This is a genomic window from Nostoc mirabile CHAB5784 (genome assembly GCF_020829645.1).
GTDB classification, from domain to species: domain Bacteria; phylum Cyanobacteriota; class Cyanobacteriia; order Cyanobacteriales; family Nostocaceae; genus Nostoc; species Nostoc mirabile.
Window position 1 is genome coordinate 87,333 of the sequence record NZ_JAIVFS010000011.1, and the last position, 18,155, is coordinate 105,487.

At 42.8% G+C, this 18,155-nt stretch carries 14 protein-coding genes; 6 read left to right on the forward strand and 8 right to left on the reverse strand.

All coding sequences use genetic code 11. The features are described 5' to 3' along the window. Nucleotides 1–227: 227 nt before the first annotated feature. Complete coding sequence (locus LC653_RS10360) at nt 228–836, reverse strand: hypothetical protein (RefSeq protein ID WP_229494397.1); 609 nt, start codon at nt 834–836, stop codon at nt 228–230. 197 nt (nt 837–1,033) lie between these two features. Further along, nucleotides 1,034–1,621: a thylakoid membrane photosystem I accumulation factor gene (locus LC653_RS10365; protein WP_229494398.1), complete on the reverse strand. Its 588-nt coding sequence runs from the start codon at nt 1,619–1,621 to the stop codon at nt 1,034–1,036. Between the two features lie 324 nt (nt 1,622–1,945). Here LC653_RS10365 and LC653_RS10370 point away from each other — a divergent pair, with 324 nt between their 5' ends. Beyond that, nucleotides 1,946–3,304, forward strand: coding sequence for a Mur ligase family protein (locus LC653_RS10370; RefSeq protein ID WP_229494399.1), 1,359 nt, complete (start codon nt 1,946–1,948; stop codon nt 3,302–3,304). Nucleotides 3,305–3,394: 90 nt separating this feature from the next. Then, the gene (locus LC653_RS10375; RefSeq protein ID WP_229494400.1) at nt 3,395–4,210 is read left to right on the forward strand and encodes a type 1 glutamine amidotransferase; all 816 of its coding nucleotides are present in this window, start codon (nt 3,395–3,397) and stop codon (nt 4,208–4,210) included. A 95-nt stretch (nt 4,211–4,305) separates the two neighbouring features. Here the strand turns inward: LC653_RS10375 and LC653_RS10380 are convergent, their stop codons facing one another. Further along, on the reverse strand, nt 4,306–4,731 hold the full coding sequence (locus tag LC653_RS10380; protein ID WP_229494401.1) for a type II toxin-antitoxin system VapC family toxin: 426 nt from the start codon (nt 4,729–4,731) through the stop codon (nt 4,306–4,308). Next, entirely contained in the window at nt 4,731–5,021 is a 291-nt protein-coding gene (locus tag LC653_RS10385; RefSeq protein ID WP_229494402.1) for a hypothetical protein, read from the reverse strand. Before LC653_RS10385 ends, LC653_RS10380 begins: the two co-directional genes overlap by 1 nt. A gap of 102 nt (nt 5,022–5,123) precedes the next feature. Between LC653_RS10385 and LC653_RS10390 the strand changes: the two genes are divergently transcribed. Together LC653_RS10390 and LC653_RS10395 are read left to right on the forward strand one after the other, a co-directional pair. Further along, nucleotides 5,124–5,747, forward strand: a complete 624-nt coding sequence (locus LC653_RS10390) for a Uma2 family endonuclease (protein ID WP_229494403.1) — start codon at nt 5,124–5,126, stop codon at nt 5,745–5,747. A gap of 52 nt (nt 5,748–5,799) precedes the next feature. Next, nucleotides 5,800–6,423: a Uma2 family endonuclease gene (locus tag LC653_RS10395; protein WP_229494404.1), complete on the forward strand. Its 624-nt coding sequence runs from the start codon at nt 5,800–5,802 to the stop codon at nt 6,421–6,423. 496 nt (nt 6,424–6,919) lie between these two features. On the opposite strand, the gene LC653_RS10400 is transcribed toward LC653_RS10395, so the two are convergent. Beyond that, the gene (locus LC653_RS10400) at nt 6,920–7,156 is read right to left on the reverse strand and encodes a hypothetical protein (protein WP_229494405.1); all 237 of its coding nucleotides are present in this window, start codon (nt 7,154–7,156) and stop codon (nt 6,920–6,922) included. 397 nt (nt 7,157–7,553) lie between these two features. On the opposite strand from LC653_RS10400, the gene LC653_RS10405 reads away from it, so the two are divergent. Next, complete coding sequence (locus tag LC653_RS10405) at nt 7,554–10,601, forward strand: COR domain-containing protein (protein ID WP_229494406.1); 3,048 nt, start codon at nt 7,554–7,556, stop codon at nt 10,599–10,601. Between the two features lie 147 nt (nt 10,602–10,748). Here LC653_RS10405 and hetF read toward each other — a convergent pair whose 3' ends face one another. Further along, a complete protein-coding gene (hetF, locus tag LC653_RS10410; RefSeq protein ID WP_229494407.1) occupies nt 10,749–13,280 on the reverse strand; it encodes a cell division protein HetF in 2,532 nt (843 codons plus the stop codon). A gap of 2,346 nt (nt 13,281–15,626) precedes the next feature. Here hetF and LC653_RS10415 point away from each other — a divergent pair. Beyond that, nucleotides 15,627–15,950, forward strand: a complete 324-nt coding sequence (locus LC653_RS10415) for a thioredoxin family protein (RefSeq protein ID WP_229494408.1) — start codon at nt 15,627–15,629, stop codon at nt 15,948–15,950. On the opposite strand, the gene LC653_RS10420 is transcribed toward LC653_RS10415, so the two are convergent. Next, nucleotides 15,947–16,168 carry a hypothetical protein gene (locus tag LC653_RS10420; protein WP_229494440.1) on the reverse strand — a complete coding sequence of 74 codons (222 nt, stop codon included), beginning with the start codon at nt 16,166–16,168 and terminating at the stop codon, nt 15,947–15,949. The genes LC653_RS10415 and LC653_RS10420 overlap by 4 nt on opposite strands. A 123-nt stretch (nt 16,169–16,291) precedes the next feature. Beyond that, complete coding sequence (locus tag LC653_RS10425; protein WP_229494409.1) at nt 16,292–18,142, reverse strand: S8 family peptidase; 1,851 nt, start codon at nt 18,140–18,142, stop codon at nt 16,292–16,294. Nucleotides 18,143–18,155 lie beyond the last annotated feature (13 nt).

Genomic DNA, 18,155 nt, shown 5'->3' on the forward strand with positions numbered 1-18,155 from the left:
TCGTTCCTCAACCCAACCTACCCCGGAGTGCTTTTTTAGGCTTAACCGAGCAGTATTGCCCCCTGCCCCCTGCCTCTCAATACGGTTCGGATAAGATCCCCCCGCCTGTGGCGACCCCCTTAAAAAGGGGGTAAAAGAGGGTCAGAAGCCCCCCAATTTATCGGGGGGTTGGGGGGATCTTCGAGGACTAAACACGTTAACCGAACCGTATTGCCCTGCCTCTTTGCTCAACCAATAGGCCGATTACCAGGATTGACTGCATGAATATATTCACTACCCGATTGCGGTCTTCCTCGTTTATAACAAGCTTCTTCTGGTTTACCCCATCCTAGCTGCAAAATCATTTCCAAAAAGCTAGAATTTTCCCACTTGCACAAACTTGCCCATTCTGTTATTTGAACAATTCTCTCTACATCAGATGTGACAATTTTTTGGTACTGTTTATTATTATTGAAACTCAAGTACAAATCCATCCCTATAGAAACTTCATACCAAAATTCTACGATAGAATTTTTAGCAGTTTTTAATATTTCTAAGTCACTAGTGAGGGCTATTAACTCGCTGTCTACTTCGGGATAGTTCAAGTTTTTACCTTTAACTGTTACCTCACGCCAAATAATACCTGAAACTTGATTTTCCCTCTGATATTTATGAATTGCAGCTTTGAAATCTTGATAAGCAGTGAACTGTTGCAGCCCATCAGTTATGAGAAACTGGTCAATTACAGGATTGCCAGATACTGGTATTTCTAATTTTAGGCGTTTTCCCTTGAGGCAGGCTTGGCGTTCGGCTGCCAAAATTTGAATTAGCTCCTGGGTCGTGTAAACCTTTGACATTAGAATACACTCTAGTTAGTCATTAGTCATTAGTCATTAGTCATTAGTCATTAGTCATTTGTTATGGACTATAGACTATGAATTAACTTTCTAATCTGTTAACACAGATATTTCAATATTATCCTTTGACATCGGCGGCAATGTGGTAACAGATATCACTAAAAATTAGGGTAGACCAATTTGGACTACCCCATAAATTACTTAGCTAACTCACTACTAAACTCATTAAAAGCTCGCCGTTTTAGCTGTGCTGTTTCAGTTCGTGGCACTAAATCAAAGATTTTACGAAATTCATCGTCTATCTCTTCAAAAGGTACTTGACCTTTTTTATTTAAAACGACCTCACCTGATTTATTAAACACCACGACTTGAGGAACAGCCCCAGAATAGTAATATCCTGCTTCTGTAGAATTATAGGTCTGTTTCAGTGGGATAGAATCTACATTAATAGGCATAATTTCTGCTACCCGACCATAGAATTCTTGTACCCGTGATATGGAAATGGCATACCTTTTGGAATCGCTGCTGTCATCCAAATAAAAGGCTAAAAAGATGGGTTTATGTTCCGCTAAAGCCTGTGCAAGTGTCTGTCTGGGAGGAACCAATGAACCGTTGCCAGCATAAACGACAAAAATGTTGCCATCATATAAATCATTATTGAGACCAGCATGTGCAGGTTGCATACTTATAATGAAAAGACTTGCAAGCAACAACAGGCATTTGGACAACCACCTTTGCCAGCAAGTAATTTGTTTATGTAAAAAAAGAAACTTTGTGCTATTCATCAAAAGAAACCTTGCAAGCTACTACTTGTCGTGAGTTTGTGCTGAATTCGGCAAACTGGGCTGGATATGTAATTACGCCCGCGCACTACTTTTTAAGATAACGCCTACTGAGATTATCTCTCGGAAGGGGGAGTTGGGAGAGACGCGATTAATCGCGTCTGTACAAGGCAAAGGAGGAAAAAGGGTTGTTGTTATGACTGGAGGCAGAATCTCTAACTTGATGTCAAAGCTGGCTTTTTAAGTCAGGATTCGCTAAACTCACGCATATTAAATTTGCAATTAAATACTTTCAATTAGCAACTGCCAGAAGACTAGGATACCGATGTGGGAAACAAAATACAATTTATAGATAGGCTGCGATTGGGTTTGGCGGTGTCAGTGGCAAAGAGTGTAACGTTTACAGTCCGATGTCTTCGACGGGCTGCGCCTACGCTCCGTCTGGGTGCTGGAAGTGTATTACCAGGCGCAATTGCTCGTCGCATTGAACCCCGACTTTTACAATTATTGAGTCAGCAAGTTAAAAACGGGGTGATTTTAATTGCTGGTACAAACGGCAAAACCACTACAGCGCTGCTTTTATGCACAATATTAGAACGCAAGGGTTTTCGCGTCACTCATAATTCTACAGGTGCAAATCTGGAAAATGGCTTGATGACGGCGCTGTTAGAAAGCACCAACTTACTAGGTACGCTAAATGCTGATTACGCCATTTTGGAAGTTGACGAAAATATTGTCCCAAGAGTATTAGCACCACTCCAGCCGCGAATTATTCTCTGTTTAAACTTGTTCCGTGACCAACTCGATAGGTACGGGGAAGTAGATACAATTAGTAAGCGTTGGACAAAAGTTATTTCTACCCTACCACCAGAAACAGTGGTAATTCCCAATGCTGATGACCCAACTTTATCTAACCTCGGTCAGCAGTTACCCCAACGGGTGTTATTCTTTGGCTTGAATGAACCAGAACATTATTTAGAAGCAATTCCTCACGCTGTTGATTCTATTTATTGTCCCAAATGTGGACATTCTCTAGATTACAAGGGTGTTTATTTGTCTCATTTGGGAGATTTTACTTGTCCCAAGTGTGGTTTTAGTAAAAGTAAGCCGACTCTTGAAAGTAGTGAATGGTCGCAAATTCTAGTTGGTTTGTACAACAAATATAATACTTTAGCTGCTGCTACTGCGGCTATTGAGTTGGGAGTTGATGAAGTAACAATCAGAGATACTATTAATACCTTTCAAGCTGCCTTTGGTCGTGCAGAAGATTTGGTAATTAACGGTAAACGAGTGCGGATATTGTTATCAAAAAATCCTGTAGGAACCAATGAAACCATTCGCGTAGTTACTCAAAGCACAGATAAAACCACACTGCTAGTCTTGAACGATCGCACGCCCGATGGCACTGATGTATCCTGGATTTGGGACGTGGATACCGAGAAATTAGTCGAACGCGGCGGGACTTTAGTAGTGAGTGGCGATCGCGTCTACGATATGGCACTACGTCTACGTTACAGCCAAAAGTCCCCTGAGAGTAACTTAAATTTAATTGTCGAAGAAGATTTGCGACAAGCGATCGCTACTGCATTAGAGCATACACCAGAGAATGAAACTCTGCACATTCTGCCTACCTATTCAGCCATGCTAGAAGTGCGAGAAGTTTTGACTGGGCGGAAAATTCTTTAAATTTGTCATTTGTCATTTGTCATTGGTCATTTGTCATTTGTTATCAGTTATTTTCTATGCCCAATGCCCCATGCCCCATTCCCTAAATTTATGAGTTATCAAAATTTGGAATTAACAATAGGTTGGTTGTACCCGACGCTGATGAGTACCTATGGCGATCGCGGTAATGTAATTACTATAGAACGTCGCGCCGAGTGGCGGGGATACGATGTTAAAGTGTTACCCCTAGATCAAAATGCCACAGCCGCAGATATTAAAACTGTAGATGTAATCGTTGGTGGTGGCGCACAAGACCGTCAGCAAGAAATTGTCATGCGTGATTTGCAAGGTGCAAAAGCTGACGCGATGCGCGAGAAAATCGAAAATGCAACACCAGGAGTATTTACTTGTGGTTCACCCCAATTACTGGGACATTATTATGAACCAGGCTTGGGACAACGGATTGATGGTTTAGGAATACTCGATTTAGTTTCCGTGCATCCTGGTGAAAATACTAAGCGCTGTATTGGTAACTTGGTAATTGAAGTGACAGCTTCACGCCTAGCGCGAGATTTAAAAGAGATGACGGGTAGCACACCATATTTGGTAGGCTTTGAAAATCACGGCGGACGCACCAAGTTGGGGAAAGTGGAAGCATTGGGGCGAGTGGTGTACGGTTTGGGAAATAATGGTGAAGATGGGACAGAAGGAGCATTTTATCAGAATGCGATCGCTACTTATTCTCACGGCCCTTTGTTACCGAAAAATCCCTTTGTCGCCGATTGGTTAATTCAAACAGCGCTGCGGCTAAAGTATCAGCAGGAAATTACCTTAAAACCTTTTGACGATAGCCTCGCTATCCAAGCACGAGAAGCGATGTTTAAGCGATTGAAAGTGAGTTTACCAAGTCCTGCGGCAAAAGTTTAAATTTTCGTGTTTTTCTCGTTCCCTGACTTTCACAGGGAACGCGATTCCCCGGTTTCGCATGGGAAGGTGTGACAAACGCCCCATCAGCCTTGATTTCATGTTTCCTTGTCTACAACTACTAACCCCACACCGCAACGAGTCGCCGCCTCTGCTAACCGAGTATCAAGAGTTGCTAACGGCAATTGTAACCGCAACGCCAATTCTAAATAAGCTGCGTCATAAGCTGCTAAACCTTCCTGTCGTGCTAGCTTCAAGGTTGCATCCAACGCCTTTGCATCCGTAAATAAATCAACCTGAATTAATAGTGACTGTAACAAAGCAATAGCTTGCTCAGATTGTTTTTTAGTCATACGGTTACGTCGTTCAGCCACGACAAGAGTATTCGCAATCTCCAGCGACCAAATTCCTGGTACAAAAGCTTCAGAATCTGGCATCATTGCCAGTATGGCATTAGCATAATCATCGTTTTCATCCACTAAACACCAGCTAATTGCTACAGAACAATCCAAAACAAACTCCATTAAAACCTTCGCCCCTCTTCAAGCATTTCGCGGATTGAGGTTTTATCTAAGGCTACTTCTCGCCGCAGTTGTTGCATTTTGGCAATTGCTTCTTGAATTGATTTTTTTGTCGTCGGCTTTCCCCAAGCGTTATATTGCAGTATAGTGTCATCGCATGGTGCAAGGTCTGTTTTATCTAACGGCTGCACAACTACCACTACTTCTACAGATGTATCTTTATAATCAGTGGGTGTCTGAATGTGCAATATCCCATCTGTCCCAATATGCGATCGCAATTTTTTTGTTTCCATTTTTACCCCCAGGAAATTATATAATTTTTCGTTTCCTGGATTTGACAGGTAATGCAATTCAGGAGACTCTGCTTTTCATTTTAAATTAACAAAGGGCAAAGTATGATTCAAGCTTTAACCAAACAAGTAACCTTTGACGATTTTATCGCCTGGTATCCTGAATCTTCAGACAGGCATTATGAACTACATGATGGGGTAATTGTTGAAATGCCTAAACCAAAAGGGAAGCACTCAGAGATAGCCGGGTTCATCAATGGTTCTTTGTTTATTGAAATCACCCGTTTGTCTATTCCTTGTTTTATCCCTAAAGAATGCGTCATCAAGTCACTTAACACTGATTCAGGTTATGAACCAGATGTCATCGTTCTTGATAGACAAGCTGTTAGAGATGAACCTCGTTGGAAAAAAGAATCTATCATTACGCGGGGTAGTTCCGTCAAGTTGGTTGTAGAAGTTGTTTCAACCAACTGGAGTGATGATTATGCTTTAAAGCTAGAAGATTACGAGTCTTTGGGCATTCCTGAATATTGGATTGTAGATTATCTAGGTTTAGGTGGTAGGCGCTTTATTGGCAATCCTAAACAACCAACTATCTCGATTTACCAACTAATTGAAGGCGAGTATCAAGTTAGGCAATTTAGGGGAAATGATCGCATTCAGTCGCTAGCGTTCCCAGAGTTGAATTTAACTGCTGAACAGATTTTTCGGGCTGGAGAAGTTGCGTGATTTAGGTGGCTAAGGTTTAAATTTTTATCTGACTTTAAAGCAAGAGGAAAGTATGACTCAAACCTTACGCAAACTAGTAACATTTGATGAATTTATCGCTTGGTATCCAGAAAACTCACAACGACGCTATGAACTGCATGACGGAGTAATTGTCGAAATGGCTCCTCCCACAGGTGAACATGAACAAATTGTTGGATTTTTAGTTGGGGAAATAGTTACAGAATACAAACGTTTAAAACTACCTTATTTCATCCCCAAAACAGCATTCATTAAACCGAATCAGAGCGAAGCAGCTTACTCACCAGATGTACTGTTGTTGAATAACTCTAATTTAGTAAATGAACCTCTGTGGAAAAAAGAATCTACTGTAAGCCAAGCGGCATCAATTCCTTTAGTAATTGAAGTGGTAAGTACCAACTGGCGAGACGACTATTTTACCAAAGCAGGTAAATATGAAGAGGTCGGAATACCTGAATATTGGATTGTAGACTATTTAGGTTTAGGTGGTAGGAACTTTATTGGCAATCCTAAACAACCAACTATTTCGATTTACCAACTAATTGAAGGTGAGTATCAAGTTAGGCAATTTAGGAGAAGCGATCGCATTGACTCGCTAGCGTTCCCAGAGTTGAATTTAACTGCTGAACAGATTTTTCAGGCTGGAGAAGTCGTGTAAAAAACGGCTAAAGACCAATAATACTTGATCCTCCCTAACCCTCCTTAAAAAGGAGGGAACTAAGCCCCCCTTTTTAAGGCAGGGCTGTTTCATTCCCCAAAGAGCTTTAAAAATCAAGGGTTCTAGCAATTAAAAATTGGTTATTTTGTTACCAGCGTGCCGATAAAATGAACTATTTTACTGATATTTAAGGGCTTAAATGTTCATCTTATTGTCACCCTTATTTACAATTTTATCGCTAACCATCTTGACAAATCCTGTTTGAAATGGAATGAAACAGCCCTGCCTTTTTAAGGGGGGTTGGGGGGATCTTCAAAATATTAAAACTTTAACCGAACCGTATTGAGAGTCATTACAACTCATTAATGAGTGACAAACACTCGTGCGCGAGTCTGAAATACTCATCTACAAGGCTCAAATACTCATTCACAAGTTCCAAGTATTCGTGAATGAGTCTCAAAAACTCGTCCATGAGTATTTGAGATTCATCGACAAATTACAAAGACTCGTGAACCGACAAAATATCCTCATTAATCGGCAAAATATCCTCATTAATCGGCAAAATATACTCATTAACTGGCAAAATATACTCGTTAACCAGCAAAATATCCTCTTTAACCGGCAAAATATACTCGTTAACCAGCAAAATATCCTCTTTAACCGGCAAAATATACTCATTAACTGGCAAAATATACTCGTTCATGAGTATCAAAGACTCATTAACGGAGTTCATAGCCCCATTAATGAGTATCAAAGACTCGTTTACAAGCTAATCTGAGTCATTGGTAATGATAAATTATTTTTAGATTCAGTAAAAATTATTAACACTCGTGTAGTCTTACACAAGATAGTAGATTGCTTTGATATCTTGCAGCATTCTTAATTAGTAGCCGCGATCGCCTGAAACTCGAAGTTCTAGGAACCAATAGCCAAAGCCACTCAAGTAGACTAAAACCTAAGTCTAAAAAGAATTTAGTCCTCTCAAGAGGACTTTCGCTATCAGCCATAGGTTTCTAACCTGTGGCGGTTGCTGGGATTAGTGCAAAATATTAGTGGTTGTTAGTGGTTGCGAAATTGTCCAGCGAATCAGGGGCATTACATAGAATTTTCGTTAACAGGTGAACTTCAGTATGGCAAACAGGTGTCAACATTTATTTGAAAAAATCCGAGAAGCGAAAGAGAAACGGCTTAAAGAATTAGATTTAAGCAATGATTGGAATACTGACGCCAAGGAAAAATTAACAGAGATTCCTGCTGAGGTGTTTGAACTGGAATGGTTGGAGGTTTTCAATTTAAGCTTCAACGAATTAACGACACTGCCAGAAGCGATCGCCCGCCTGCAACAACTCACTTCCCTGAATTTAATCGGCAACGAATTAACGACACTGCCAGAAGCAATCGCCCGCCTGCAACAACTTACTACCCTGCATTTAAGGGACAACCGATTAACAACGCTGCCAGAAGCGATTGCCCACCTGCAACAACTCACTTCCCTGGATTTAAGGGGCAACAAATTAACGACGCTGCCAGAAGCGATCGCCCACCTGCAACAACTCACTTCCCTGGATTTAAGCTTCAACGAATTAACAACGCTGCCAGAAGCGATCACCCACCTGCAACAACTCACTTCTCTGAATTTAAGGGACAGCCAATTAGCGACGCTGCCAGAAGCGATCGCCCACCTGCAACAACTCACTTCTCTGAATTTAAGGGACAACCAACTAACGACGCTGCCAGAAGTGATCGCCCACCTGCAACAACTTACTTCCCTGGATTTAAACGGCAACAAATTAACGACGCTGCCAGAAGCGATCGCCCGCCTGCAACAACTCATCACCCTGGATTTAAGCCGCAACAAATTAACAACGCTGCCAGAAGCGATCGCCCGCCTGCAACAACTCATCACCCTGGATTTAAGCCGCAACCGATTAACAACACTGCCAGAAGCCATCACCCGCCTAGAACAACTCACTTCCCTGGATTTAAGCCGCAACCGATTAACAACACTGCCAGAAGCCATCACCCGCCTGCAACAACTCACTTCCTTGGATTTAAGCTTCAACCAATTAACGACACTGCCAGAAGTGATCGCCCGCCTGCAACAACTTACTTCCCTGGATTTAAACGGCAACAAATTAACGATGCTGCCAGAAGCGATTACCAGTCTGCAACAACTCACTTCCCTGAATTTAAACTACAATCCCATCGAGAAGCCACCGCAAGAAGTTGTTGAAAAAGGTATTAAGGCGATTAAGGATTATCTCCGACAAATACAAGTAGAAGGTACAGATTATCTGTGCGAAGCAAAGTTACTAATTGTCGGCGAAGGAGGAGCAGGGAAGACAACACTGGCAAAGAAAATTGAAAACCAAAATTATAAACTCCGAGAGGAAGACTCTACGAAGGGAATTGAGGTAATCCAGTGGCATTTTCCAATGGAAAATAGGCGAGAATTTCGAGTCAATGTCTGGGATTTTGGTGGGCAAGAGATTTACCATGCGACTCACCAGTTTTTCCTCACCAAGCGTTCCCTCTACGTTTTAGTGGCAGATACGCGCAAGGAAGACACTGATTTTCATTACTGGTTGAATGTGGTGGAACTGTTAAGTGATAACAGTCCACTGCTAATCATTAAAAATGAGAAGCAAAACCGCCACCGAGAAATCAATGAACGTGAGTTACGGGGACAGTTTACTAATTTGAAGGAGACTTTACCAACAAACCTTGCTGACAATAAAGGTTTAGAAAAAGTTTTAGAACAAATCAAGCATTATATTAAAAACCTGCCCCATATTGGCAATCCTCTTCCAAAAACCTGGGTTAGAGTCCGGGAAGCTTTGGAGAGTGACGCACGCAATTACATCAGCTTGGATGAATACCTGAACATCTGCCAACAAAATGGGTTCACCCAAAGAAATTACAAGTTGCAGTTGAGCAGCTATCTGCACGATTTTGGAGTATGCTTGCATTTCCAAGAAGACCCACTTTTGAACAAAACCGTCATCCTCAAACCCAAGTGGGGAACTGATGCAGTCTACAAAGTGCTGGATAATGAAAAGGTGATTCGTAACCTGGGCAGTTTTACCCGGTCTGATTTGGCAAACATCTGGTGTGAAGACGAATACACCACGATGCATGATGAACTCTTGCGCCTGATGATCAACTTCAAACTGTGCTACGAAATTCCTAGAAGCCAAGGAAAGTATATTGCGCCACAATTGCTATCTGCTAATCAACCTTCCTATGATTGGAATGAAACTAACAACCTGATTCTGCGTTACACCTACGAGTTCATGCCCAAAGGCATCATCACCCAATTCATCGTCGCCATGCATGAGTTGATTAATGAACAAAAATGTGTTTGGAAAAGTGGGGTTGTTCTCAGTAAAGACCAGACGAAAGCAGAGGTAATTGAATATTACAGCAAGCGGGAGATTAAGATTCGATTCTCAGGTCATTACAAAAGAGATTTGATGACCATAGTTACACATGAACTCGATAAAATTCATACCTTGTATAAGCGACTGAAGTACAACAAGTTAATCCCCTGTAATTGCTACAACATCTGCAAAGATAGCCAAGAACCACACTTTTACCCCTTTGAGATATTGCGACAGTTTGTAGCTGATAACCAAGAAGGCATTCAATGTCAAAAAAGCTATCAAATGGTTAAGGTGTCGGGCTTAATTGATGATGTGATAAAGGGGGGTAAAGAGAGGTTTTTTGTAGAGCAGTTAAGGGTTGAACCAAATCCTCCTCAATCTCCGCAAATATCATCTAATATAAATATCAACCTAAATCAAGTTCAAGAACAAAATCAAATTCGTCAAAAGGAAACTAAATCAATGTCAACAGTAAATCATCAATATGGCTCTGGGGATAACATTGGTAGCGATAAAGTTATGCGTGATAAAATCGGCACTCAAATCAACAACTCACAAAACTTGGCACAAGCTGCAAAAGATATTAAAGAACTTTTAGATGAACTGTCACAGGAATATTCTAATACTGCGATTGTTGGCGTCAAAGCAGTAGAAGAAATAGAACAGAAGCCAAAATTGAAAGCTCGAATTATCAATGCCCTGAAAGAAGCAGGATCAGAAGCTCTGGAAAAAGCAGTTGATCATCCTGCTGTTAGCATTGTCATAGCAGCCGCCAAGGGCTTTATGGATACCTGAATATATCTTGATTTATCCAGAGTACACAGCAACTTTCCTCGGCTATTTTGAAGTAATTAAATAGTTACTTGGGTAATAACTTATAAAACAAATTACCCTTTACTAACCAGTTAATTTGGAATTTTAACTCCTAACTCCTAACTCCTTCTACTGTTCTTCACCTTTCTCCTGAAGGAGCGATCGCCAATCTTCAATCGCCTTCTCCGTCCACAGCCAATTTTTAGCTAATTGATCTACCTGGAAATTTACAGGATCAGACTTGAGAACCATTTGCCGTAGCTTTATCGCTTCATTCAGATATTGTGTCTGCTTACCATTAGACTGACTCAGTGCAGATTTATACAGTCCGAGAGCTAAACCAGCATAGGAAGTTAAAGCATCTTGAGGCACTGCTGTCTTTGTAAATGTTGAGTCTGTGTTCTGCTCTTTGAGAGCTAAATTCAAAGCCTTGAACCAAGAATCATTAGCTCGATTTAAATCGCCTTCAGTGTAGTAAGCAAATCCCAAAGCGTTATTATACAAAAGCGATTCTGGGTTAGCTCTTGCAGCAGTTTCCCAGTAACGGCGGGCATCATCGACGCTATAGTTATTGTCTCCAGTTTGGATAGACTGCCACGCTAACCGTCCCTTGTAAAAGTTGACAGATGGCTCGTCAGCTTGTTTATTTGGAATCAGTTTCAGGGCAGTTTCAGCCGCACTCAGTGCGCCACGATTGAGTAGTTCTTCTACAGCCAATAACCCACTTTGCAAGTCGCCCTGGCTCAATTTTTCTGTAGCGGTGGCGGTGACAATTCCAGTCTCTGCTGTTTGGAAATCGGTATTTTGCTGCTTTTTAATAGGTAAAGACTGGGTGGGAATTACTGGTATGTTAGGCAGAATTGGCTGCTGGGGTCGATGCCACCACCAATTTAAACCGATCGCAGCAGCTAAAGCACTGATCCCCACAATACCCACAATTGGCCAAAGCTTGCGGCGACGAGTACGATTTCTTGGTGGAGCTGGTTGCGATGCCTGCGGCGGGCTACGCCTACGCAAAAAATCAGCAGAATTTTGCCAATTTCCTTCCAAGTTTCCAGGAGTTTGAGGTGGCGGTGTTGGGGCTTCTCCCCACAAATCTGCTTCCTCTTGCGAAGAAGTCATTTCTTCTGAAACCTGGCTTTGCTGAAGACTATTTTCTGAAATTTGTTGATCCAGTTCAGTTGGAGCTGTTTGGTTATCTAGCTGACGAAATAAATCCGAAACTATAGCACAATCTTCTGCATAACTTGGGTCATCATACTCAATTTCATCAACAAGATCGCCCCAAGTATCTTCACCTAGCCAGTCCAACCCAGAATCACGCGCCAAACCAGAAGGAATCATATGCTCCATTCCTAAAGGCATCTCGCTATCATCTGCCATAGCAGAGTACATCGTAGAAGTTGCCCCTAAAGGCGAATTATACTGGTTGGACTTTGCACTTTCCGATAACTCAGTTTCCTGGCTCAGAAAACCGTCAAATTCTGGCTGGAGATACAAAATCGGTAATGCCCAGTACATCTGGTGAGAACCATAAGCAGAAATTAATCCTTGGCGCACCCGACTGACGCACAAATCTACTGGATATCCCTGACTCAAGTTGCGGTAAAACAATTGTGTGAGCGTTAACGCCACTTCATCAGGAATCCGTTCTGACATCGCCAAAACGCTTCTAATTCCGCGCTTCACCAGACTTTCTGCCAGGTTTCGTTCGCCAGTATCTCCAGAGGGATCAGATGGAGGTGTATACGCCCCCAAGCAGGAGTTAAACACTGCCATTTGGATATTATTGTTGACGAGCAAACCAGCCAGATCGTCTCCAGTCAAAATTTCCGTTAAGCCAGTTCTGCGACTAGCAAGATAAATTTCTCCGCCATTAGAACCTAAGTTACTATGACCAGAGTAGTGGAGAACATGGTATCTGCCTTGTTCTAGAGCTTGCGTCAGTTCTTCCCGCCCTGGTTGATCTAATACAGTGAGTTCAATTTCTGGGAAACGATTGCTATTTTCAGCAAGTCGTGGTATACGGTGAAGTTCTGCTTGCAGTTTGATAGCTTCCTGTGTCTGTAAGTCAAGGCGGACTTGATCTGAGGGGGAAGCAATTACCATCAATACTTTTACACCACCTTGTTGTAGTGGCGTGGGCATATTTTGCGTAGGCGTAGCCCCCCGCAGGGATCGCAAAGGGGAAGCCCCCAAAATTCCACTTTGGAAGCGAGAAAAAGCGATATAAGGCCCGGTAGCCAGAGGGCGATCGCCTGCGTGCATCACTTCCCAAGGCAAACGAGCTAGCCTCGTGTCTTTTAGCCCCAAGCGTAAGCGTAGTACTTGTTGATGGTTCTGGGCAATACCTTGGGCAGTAATCCAACTATCCCTGAGAGTGCCTTGAAATAGGGCGTTATAAAATTGTTGACCCAACGCCACCAAATTAACAGAGTTTCTGGCGATATTGCTTTCCTGCCCAGCAGAGGCGAATATATCTCCCTGCAACACCGACTTCAACGGATCATTCATCAAATGCCCAGCAGCCATCAACCAATCAGCTACAGGCCAAGTCACCAATTCTTCTGCCAATGGTACCCCAGGCGCGACTTGTTCCGTCCGCACCAAGTAGTCATTTTGCCCTACAGGAGTTACCGAAATGTGGAATTCCTGGGTCACAGTTTCTCCTGTTTGCCTCCTAAATCTGGTTTGAAACGCGAAAGTTTCAAGTCGATTCTTCGCTCCCTCTGATAACTTAGATGCATCCCACCCCTGAATGTTTCTGATTCTAGTTGTTTTGCTTTTTCTGCCTTTACAACTTTATCCGGATCGGATTACTTGCGACTAGAACACTTAATTGGTAGATGCACCTTGATCTTCAACTCCCCTAGTTGGCTAAAACCCACTGGGGGTTTTTTTCAATTTTGGCAAACAACAGCAACTTCTGACGCAGATATTCTCTACCAGAAAATAGTGCTTAACCCTAGAATACTTGATTAATATAGGACTTACGCAAAAACCCTCTACAAACTCTCATTCCTCCGTGACGCGCCAGTTGCTACCCTTCTCCTGACGGAGACGCTGCGCGAACGGGAACGCGCTTGAGCGAACAAGTCTCTTAACCGCAAGGGCGCACTGGCTTCTCTGCGCCGCGCCAGTTGCTTCTCCCAAGGGGAGACGCGCAAGGGACAAGTCTCTTAACCGCAAGGGCGCACTGGCTTCTCTGTGGTAGCCGGACGGCTTGCCCTCCGGGTGACGCTCGTACCTCTCTACGAGACGCTGCGCGAACGCTAACGCTGCGCTAACAGCAGTCGCTCATGGGGGAAACCCCCAAGACCGCGCTGCTTCACCGCTTTGCGTCTACGTTTTCCGTTACCCGTGCGTAAGTCCTATAATAGATGGGATGTCCCTTGATTTTTAACTCCCTTAATCAGTTCATATCCACTCTTGTTTTTTTGACACAAAAGAAGAATCAATTTTCTCAGAAATTTATCCGGAGCATGGTGGTTAAACCTAGAACATTTAATTGGTAGATGCACCCTGATAACTAGCTCCCCTGGTTGGCTAACGCCCACTGGGGGGTTTTTTATGAAGGAAGTAAGCACAAAACTTACGCACTAAAAGCTTGAAACCTATATCTAAATAAGCCTACGCCAGTTGCTTCTGCTGTTCAAAAACGCTTTTGCTAGCAAGCTTTAAGAGTCGGGGAACCCTTTCAGTAGTTCCATACCCTACACATTCCTACGTTGCTACCGCTACGCTAAGAGCCAACTTTTTCAGGAGTTTGGGGGATCTCTTGTGCGTAAGCCCTAAAGCAACAATCATGCTTGACTTCTGACTTTTGACTTTTGACTTCCCCGAACGCGAATTTATGTTGAGCGGAGTCGAAACACAGCGTCTCGTTGGCGCAGCCTCTCGTAGAGAAGAAAAGGGGCTGACGCACCCATTATTTAAGGCAGCGCACCAGTCATTTAATTGGCAAATTAATCCTGATAACTAACCCCTCTGAGGTTTTTCTTTGATAAATAAACAGTAACAAATTCAACCTCTGCTAATTTATCCGGTAGCGACCCATTTACAGTAGAAAAGATTATTGGTAGATGCACCCTGATAACTCACTCCCCTAGTTGGCTAAAACCCACTGGGGGTTTTTTCTACTTGCTTCGGCGTAGTGCGTCGTAGACATTGCCATCAACCCCGATTTTGACGATTTTCTCCGGAAGATACTGGCTGCCCCTAGAAAAGATTATTGGTAGATGCACCCTGATAACTCACTCCCCTAGTTAGGTTAACACCAACTGGGGTTTTTTAATTTAAAAAATAACTGACCTTTGTACAAATTTATCCGGAGTATGGTCTTCTACCTGAGAACATTTAATTGGTAGATGCACCCTGATAACTAACTCCCCTGGTTGGCTAACACCCACTGGGGGTTTTTTTTGGCTTAGACGCGTAGCGCAAAGCCAAAGACTCCGAAACTCCGGGCTTGTCGTTAGACATCGCCCACATAACTGGAGTGGATCACTATACTTGTTGCTACTGCTGGTAGACCTTGAGTATGCTTCTGTTGCCAGGATAAAGCATAACCCGATCGCCCCGTCCCTGAATCGCTTTCTTTTTATTATGAGCTAGAGATGCCATACCAAAATGATTGCTATGATATTTAATCATAATTCTTAATTTTTTTTCTACATTTTGACCCTTACTCCCAAAAAATCGCCTTCCCTACTAGAAGCAGGGAAGGAGAAAAAGCTACTGGTTTAGGGTTTCACTATTAAGTTGCCAAGAATGACCAAATAATTACTAATTCGTAATTCGTAATTCGTAATTAAAGGTACAGAGCAACTAACTAACATTTTATGGAGACAAATAAATTTATTCCTCAATTAGGCCCCCGACTTCAGTCGTGGGGTAATAATTACGAATTACGAATTATAAATTACGAATTATTTTGACCAGCTATATGGTAATATTTTATGGCGTTATGCTAAAAAACTTTGCCTAGAATCAAAGAGTCCCCAACCCATGAGTTTAGCTGTAATTAAGTTCTCTTCAGAAGAGTGCGGCATTTGCCACAAAATGTCTTTTTATGACAAAAAAGTGGCACAAGAACTGGGTTTAGAATTTATCGATGTAAAAATGCAGGATACGGCTGCTTACCGCAAGTATCGCAAGATTTTATTAACTCAGTATCCCGATAAATCAGAAATGGGATGGCCTACTTACATCATCTGCAATTCTCCAGAAGGGGAATTTCAGATTGTGGGTGAAGTAAAAGGAGGTCATCCCAAAGGGGAATTTAGAAGCCGTCTTCAAGAAGTTTTGAATTCCCCAGCTAGTCAGAACTAAATTACCTCAAAAGATTTGACCTCTAGGACAGGACCAATCATGGCAGTAGTCATGATATCTTCACGCACCTGTCCTTTTACTTTTGCTTTTTGTCCGGCTTTGAGTAAGTTTTTGTCAGCCCCTCTGAGGATTTCGTAAGTAACGCCCTCTTCTGTGACTAACGCCCATGCGCCTGTGCCAATATCACGGTGTTCGATCGTACCTGTAAGTGTAATCATAGTGGGGGAGTGGGGAGTAGGGAGTAGGGAGTAGAGGGTAGGAAGTAGAGAGTAGGGAGTAGGGAGTAGAGAGTTATTAAGAATTCTTCCCCCATTCCCCATTCCCCATTCCCCACTCCCCATTTATGCTATTTTTTCTTCATTTTTCAATGCTAAACGAGCAAGTCCATAACAGATTAGAGCATTGGCGATGAGGAAGAGGCGTGCTATGTGACCACTTCCCAAACCCAAAACTGCTGGATCTAAAAATGCACTTACTGTCAAGCACGCTGCTACACCTAAGGTTGAACCAATGGCAAACCATCTCCAACTAGGATGTCCCAGCAGCAATGCCATTAACACAATGGGAATCAGTACGCTAGCAAATAGGGGATTCAATGCATCGGTTCCCTGGAGAGTATTTCCTAGTTCGGGAATTGAACTGCCCAAAACCCGGAAAGGCCATTGGGGAAGATCAAAAATATAGATTCCTTTGAGGAAGAATAACCCGGAACTGCCAGCGATTAGTCCACTAGATAAAGACCAACTCCAAGTGAAGGGGAAGTAAACCCGTAAAAACCAAGCCAGTAGATAGGAACCAACTACCATTAAAATCTTGGGTAACAGTGCGATCGCACCACCATCAATCCAAAAGCCGGGGTTAAGATAGCCGTTATCCCGTAACCACCGAAAGAAATCGGGGAAACTGATTTGCCCCGCGAAGGCTAGTTTGACTGCTGCTTCTGCATTGAGTTGTCCAGCACCATAATAGTTTAAACCATCATCCTGGATAACTCGCGCCGACTGTTTGAGGACTTTTAAAATTTCATCTGGTTCTTTGATGCCAGCAGCTTTGATTAATGCCGCAACACCAGCAACGTGGGGAGAAGCCATGCTTGTACCCTGGAAACCCAGAAATACCCCTTCGCCGTTTTCGTCAATAGTTTCTTGGAGAATCTTACCAGCTTCACTACCACCAGGAGCAGAGATATCTACCCCAGCACCAAAGTTAGAATAGGGCGCTCTTTCACCATCTGGGCCAATTGCGGAAACGCCGATTACATACGGATAGCGGGCTGGATAGCTTGCCCCATTGGCGTTTTCATTTCCGGCTGCGGCAATGATAACTACGCCTTTTCTATGGGCATACTCGATCGCTTCTTTCATCAACTTGCTTTCACCACCACCGCCTAAGCTCATATTAATCACATCTGCGCCTTTATCAGCAGCAAATTTAATCGCTTCGGCAATATCGGCAACAGTACCGCCACCATACGAACTGAGTACCTTGAGCGGCATTAAACTGGCTTGGTAAGCAATTCCAGCTACGCCATATTTGTTATTTGTGGCTTGGGCAATAGTTCCGGCAACATGAGTACCGTGACCATTATCGTCTGTGGCTTCTTCTCGGTCGTTAACAAAATCATAGCCTTTGACGAATTTTGTCTCATACAAGTCGCGCACCTTGGTAATACCGGTGTCAATTACTGCAACTGTGATGCCACTGCCTTTGGTTTGACTCCATGCGCCTTCAATACCAATTTTGTGCAAGTTCCACTGCTTGCTGTAATATTGGTCATTGGGGCCAATTAATGAGGGGGTTGTCTCATCATCTTCTTGGGGTCTTAAAAATTCTCCAAGCCTTGCTGCTTTACCGGGTTGTGGAATCTTGCTGTAGATATAGTTTGGTTCAATGAATTCTGTAGCTTGGGCAAACTGAGATTTTTTCAGTTCTTGGAGCCGTTGGCGATCGCCCTTGATAATATAAACATTATCTTTTTTGGAAAACTTGTTGTCTAATTGGGGTGTAACGTTGTATTGTTTGGCGATCGCTTGCAGATCCTGTTCCACCACAAGTGATGGAATATCTTCCCGAAAATCAAGCAAAATCGTCTCAAACTCTCCTTTAGCTGCCAATCCCTGGAAATTCAGGAAACCAAATATGGCAGATCCCAGCCCAATGACAAACAAGCACAATAATATAAGTTTTCTCATATTAACTCATCAC

Bases quoted from the DNA above. Each gene is read 5' to 3' on its own strand.
- LC653_RS10390 (WP_229494403.1), top strand. From the start codon at position 5,124: ATGATTCAAGCTTTAACCAAACAAGTAACCTTTGACGATTTTATCGCC.
- LC653_RS10360 (WP_229494397.1), bottom strand. From the start codon at position 836: ATGTCAAAGGTTTACACGACCCAGGAGCTAATTCAAATTTTGGCAGCC.
- LC653_RS10405 (WP_229494406.1), top strand. From the start codon at position 7,554: ATGGCAAACAGGTGTCAACATTTATTTGAAAAAATCCGAGAAGCGAAA.
- LC653_RS10375 (WP_229494400.1), top strand. From the start codon at position 3,395: ATGAGTTATCAAAATTTGGAATTAACAATAGGTTGGTTGTACCCGACG.
- LC653_RS10415 (WP_229494408.1), top strand. From the start codon at position 15,627: ATGAGTTTAGCTGTAATTAAGTTCTCTTCAGAAGAGTGCGGCATTTGC.
- LC653_RS10365 (WP_229494398.1), bottom strand. From the start codon at position 1,621: ATGAATAGCACAAAGTTTCTTTTTTTACATAAACAAATTACTTGCTGG.
- LC653_RS10380 (WP_229494401.1), bottom strand. From the start codon at position 4,731: ATGGAGTTTGTTTTGGATTGTTCTGTAGCAATTAGCTGGTGTTTAGTG.
- LC653_RS10395 (WP_229494404.1), top strand. From the start codon at position 5,800: ATGACTCAAACCTTACGCAAACTAGTAACATTTGATGAATTTATCGCT.
- LC653_RS10420 (WP_229494440.1), bottom strand. From the start codon at position 16,168: ATGATTACACTTACAGGTACGATCGAACACCGTGATATTGGCACAGGC.
- LC653_RS10425 (WP_229494409.1), bottom strand. From the start codon at position 18,142: ATGAGAAAACTTATATTATTGTGCTTGTTTGTCATTGGGCTGGGATCT.
- LC653_RS10385 (WP_229494402.1), bottom strand. From the start codon at position 5,021: ATGGAAACAAAAAAATTGCGATCGCATATTGGGACAGATGGGATATTG.
- LC653_RS10400 (WP_229494405.1), bottom strand. From the start codon at position 7,156: ATGAACTCCGTTAATGAGTCTTTGATACTCATGAACGAGTATATTTTG.